Source organism: Flavobacterium sp. HTF (assembly GCF_003105115.1).
GTDB lineage: Bacteria > Bacteroidota > Bacteroidia > Flavobacteriales > Flavobacteriaceae > Flavobacterium.
In genome coordinates this window covers 1-4871 of record NZ_QETH01000159.1, presented here as the reverse complement: position 1 = coordinate 4871, position 4871 = coordinate 1, and the positions used below count along the sequence as shown (strand labels likewise).

Annotated in this window: 4 protein-coding genes; all 4 read left to right on the top strand. The window is 33.2% G+C overall.

Annotation, left to right across the window (positions count from 1 at the left end):
• Window positions 1–1202, top strand: a 1202-nt coding sequence (locus DCO46_RS22245) for an MBOAT family O-acyltransferase (protein WP_133244627.1), incomplete at its 5' end; no start/stop codon positions are given.
• On the top strand, window positions 1202–2083 hold the full coding sequence (locus DCO46_RS22240; protein WP_116754653.1) for a hypothetical protein: 882 nt from the start codon (window positions 1202–1204) through the stop codon (window positions 2081–2083). The genes DCO46_RS22245 and DCO46_RS22240, both read left to right, overlap by 1 nt.
• Before the next feature lie 4 nt (window positions 2084–2087).
• Entirely contained in the window at window positions 2088–3233 is a 1146-nt protein-coding gene (locus DCO46_RS22235) for a glycosyltransferase family 4 protein (protein WP_116754652.1), read from the top strand.
• A gap of 14 nt (window positions 3234–3247) precedes the next feature.
• Complete coding sequence (locus tag DCO46_RS22230; RefSeq protein ID WP_116754651.1) at window positions 3248–4786, top strand: glycosyltransferase family 2 protein; 1539 nt, start codon at window positions 3248–3250, stop codon at window positions 4784–4786.
• Window positions 4787–4871 lie beyond the last annotated feature (85 nt).

Below are 4871 nucleotides of genomic sequence, written 5' to 3'. Positions count from 1 at the left end.
TTTGGTTTTGGCTAAGTATTATAGTGAATTTAGGATTTCTCGGAATTTTCAAATACTATAACTTTTTTGCAGACTCTTTCTCGGATTTATTAAATTCAGTCGGAGTCAAAGCAAGTCCGATTTTACTGGAAGTAATTCTGCCAGTAGGAATTTCATTCTATACTTTCCACGGATTGTCTTATGTAATTGATATTTACTATAAAAGAATAAAAGCCGAATACAATTTTATTGATTACTCTTTATTTGTGAGTTATTTTCCGCTTTTGGTAGCAGGGCCAATTGAGAGAGCAACACATTTATTGCCTGAAATTAAAGTAAAAAGAGAATTTGATTTAGAAAAAGCCAAAGAAGGTATTTATCAAATCGTTTGGGGACTAGTCAAAAAAGTAGTTATTGCAGATACATGTGCCATGTATGCCAATGCTATTTTTGATCACTATACTTCAATGAATTCATTTTCATTGATTCTGGGAGCTGTTTATTTTGCTTTTCAGATTTACGGGGATTTTTCAGGATATTCAGATATTGCATTAGGAGTCTCAAAATTGTTCGGATTAGATTTATTACGAAACTTCAATTATCCCTATTTTTCAAGAGATATTGCCGAATTCTGGCGTCGTTGGCATATTTCGCTTTCGTCATGGTTTCGCGATTATCTCTACATTCCTTTAGGAGGAAGCAAAGGCGGAATCTGGATGAAAATCAGAAATACTTTTATCATTTTTGTTGTCAGCGGTTTTTGGCATGGAGCTAGCTGGACTTATGTTGTCTGGGGATTTATAAATGCGGTTTATTTCCTCCCTTTGCTTTTATCAAACAGCAACAGGAATAATATGGATGAGATTCAGCTGAGGTTTAATTTTGATTCTTTCAAAGTCATAACCAGTATTGTATACACATTTGCACTTACCTGTATTGCATGGGTTTTCTTCAGGGCAAGGACTATTACAGACGCTGTTTTATATCTGAAACGTATTGTGACAGACAGAGAATTCAAATTTCAATATCTGGATAATGAGCGTTACAGCTATGAATTGCTGCTTTTGATTGGAATATTTGTTTTGATAGAATGGAATAATCGCAAAAAAATCGAACCATTGTCCGGAAAAAGAAGTACGCTGAAAGTAGCTTTGGCTATTGCTGCAATTATGGCTTTTGGAACGTTTTCAGATTATAAAGAATTTATATATTTCCAATTCTAATGAAGAGATTTTTAACTTATACAGCCAAAATTTTAATCACCACTATTCTGATTGCGGCAATTTTGGACGGATTATATACACTTGTTTTTTTACAATCTAAAAACAGAGGAAAAATTGAAACTGTTTTTAATTCACACTCAAAAAAATATGATGTTATCATATTAGGATCTTCAAGAGCAAACAATCATTTTGTCTCGAAAATGTTTGAAGATAAAGGATTAAAAACATTTAATTACGGAATGAGCGGCGGTCATTTGTTTGAAGCTTCATTAATGCTGAAGTTAATGATTGAAAGAAAGTATGAAATTAAGAATGTAATTCTGGAAGCAGATTTAAATCTCTCAAACGATCACGAATCTGATGGGGTTTCAGCGAAATTTTTGCCCTATATTCATAATTCGGAGATTATAAAAAAGCATTTTAAGACTCAGAAAAACTTTAATGAGTTGTATTATGTTCCATTTTACAGATATATAAAATATGATTCTAAAATAGGGTTCAGAGAAGTTTATAAAATAGTAGCCGGAGACAAAACAAATTCTCTCGACAATCTTGGCTATTATCCTTTAGCAAAACACAAGAATGGCAATATGAAAAATAATATTGTCAATCTAAATCCTTTGCCAAAGAATAAATATTACGAAGAAATTAAAAATATCTGTAAAACGAATAATATTAATTTCATTGCAGTAATGACCCCGATGTGCGAGAATGTTACGGGGATGAATTATTTTGATAAAGTAAAAAAAGCATATCCTGAAATTCATAATTATGAAAACGTCGTGGTAGAAGATAAATACTTTTCTTCCTGCGGACACATGACTGATACCGGAGCAAAAATGTTTACGGCCAGAATTTTAAAAGACTTTTTTAAGAAATAAATCTATGAAAATAGCCTTTTTGACACCAGAATATCCACATTCTGAAACAGGAAATTCAGGGGGTTTAGGAACAAGTATAAAGAACCTTGCCATCGCGTTATTGAATCACGGAATCGCAGTTCGTGTTTTGGTGTACGGTCAGAAAAAAGACGCTTTATTTGATGATAACGGAATTCTTATTCAGCAAATAAAGAATGTAAAATTCAAAGGATTATCCTGGTTTCTGACCCGAAAAAAGATCGAAAAAATAATCAATAAATTATATACTAATAAAGAAATTGACATAGTCGAAGCTGCAGACTGGACCGGAATTACATCATTTATAAAACCAGATAAATGCCCGGTTATAATACGTTTACATGGTTCTGATACTTACTTTTGTCATTTGGATGAACGTAAAGTAAAGTGGCAAAATAAATTTCATGAAAAAAGAGCTTTGCAAAATGCAGACCATCTACTTTCAGTAAGTCAGTTTACGGCAGATAAAACAAATGAAGTTTTCGGCCTGAATAAAAAATTTGCGATTATCCCAAATCTGATTGATACAGAATTGTTTAGGGGGAATAATCAAAATATCGGTACAGAAAAAAGTATACTGTATTTTGGGAGCCTGATCCGTAAAAAAGGACTTTTAGAATTGCCTTTGATTTTTAATAAAGTGATTCAAAAGAATCCTGATTCAAAATTAATTTTGGTTGGAAAAGACGTTTCAGATATTATTTCAGGAAATTCCTCGACCTGGCAAATGATGCAGAAACTCTTTTCAGATGAGGCGATAAAGAATGTAGAATATGTTTCAAGTGTTCCTTATGCCGAAATAAAAGAGAAAATTCAAAAAGCAACTGTTTGTGTTTTTCCTTCTTTTGCAGAAGCTTTTCCGGTTTCCTGGTTAGAAGCTATGGCAATGGAAAAACCAATTGTTGCCTCCAATATTGGCTGGGCAGGTGAAATGATAGAGGAAGGTAAAAATGGCTTTTTGGTTCACCCAAAAAATCATGATGCTTTTGCAGAAAAAATCAGTAACCTTCTAGAAGATGAAGAGTTGTGCCAAAAAACCGGAATAGCGGCCAGAAAAAAAGTAGAAGATTTTTTTGATATAAAAGTTTTAGCCAAAAAAAATATCGAATTTTATAAATCAGTAATAAAATAATAAATCCGGATATAATGGAACTTAAAGAATTTGTAACAAAAACTGGAGAAATTATTCTTTATAAGGGTCAGCCTGATTTAGATAAATTAGAAATTCTGGCGGATGGTGCCGGAGACATATGGCATAGTTCTTTTGAGCAAGGCTATAAAAATGCATTTCCTGATATCGTCTATCAGGCAGCAACTTTTTTTTGGTACATAAATGATTTTGATAATTTAAATGAGTGTGTAAGCTGGAGAGTCAATTCCAATCAGTTTGCTGTTCGTAAATCAGTTTGGGAAACGCTAAAAGGTTTTGATACCCAATATCAGAATATTCAGCTTCAGGCGCTCGATTTTGGATATAACGCATTGAGAAATTCAGCCGCGATTCCATTATATATAAAAGATCTTTTTGGATCAGATGTTATTGATGAAATAACGATTTCTGAAAAGGACAGATATGTTTTTTTTAGAAAAAATTTCAAAATTGATCATTCCATTTTTATGTTATACCGTAAAGGATTCTGGAAATGGAAAGAATGGAATGCTTTTTTCTACGCTAAGAAAAATTTTAAGCAAACAGCAAACAGACCCGTTCTACAACCGCGTGAATTATTACCACTTGAAGGGAAACCAACAGTTAGTTATATTATCCCGACAATGATGCGACAGGATTTTACGCTGCAGCTGCTGGAAGATTTAGCTTCGCAAAGTTACCCTCCTTCTCAGGTTGTAATTGTAGATGCAACTCCCGAAAACCTGAGGGATGAAAAATTATATCTCGAAAAAAAATATCCGTTTGAACTGTTCATAAAATGGCAGGAAACAAAAGGAAGCTGCAGGGCGCGAAACGAAGCCATAGAATTATGTACCGGTGATTATATTGTTTTTGGAGATGATGATATTCGTATAAAATCAGATTTCATAGAAAAACATATCAGAATATTACAAACCTATAAAGTAAACGCCTGCAACGGATTGGATATCAGAGCTGATCATCAACAGCAAAATCTTGCAGATTTAGAGATTAAACTCGAAAAGCTGGCAGCGACAAGATGGAAAGTGGGTGCAAGTGCCGGCTTTAGCAATGCAAATTCATGTGTAAAAACTAAATATGTAAAGCAATTAGTTGGCAATGATATTAATTTTGATGGTGGTTACGGTGAAGACAGCGATTTTGGAATGTCATTGATTAAATTGGGACAAATTGTTGTTTTTAACCCATTTTCTGCCAATTTGCATTTGAAACCACCGGTAGGCGGATATCGATTTTGGGGGAATCAGGCAAAAATTTTAGGCAAAAAAAGAAAGACACAACCATGGGAACTGGACACTCCGGTTAAATCGATACGTCCCGTGCCAAGTCCTACCATAATGTATGGAATTGTTAAGCATTTTACACCACAACAAGTAACAGAATATAAGTACAAACATTTTTTTCTGTATCTTTTTAAAGGCTCTAAAAAAGGATTGTTATATCGCTTTTTTAGAATCCCGTATAAAAATTTACAATTTAAAAAATCACTTTTTTACGCAAGAAAACTGAATAATTTAGGAATCAGACATAAATAACAAACATGAAATTTTCTCTAATTATTTGTACTTATATGCGTCCTGAACCTTTGCTGCTCTTATTGCAATCGGTTCAAAAACAAAG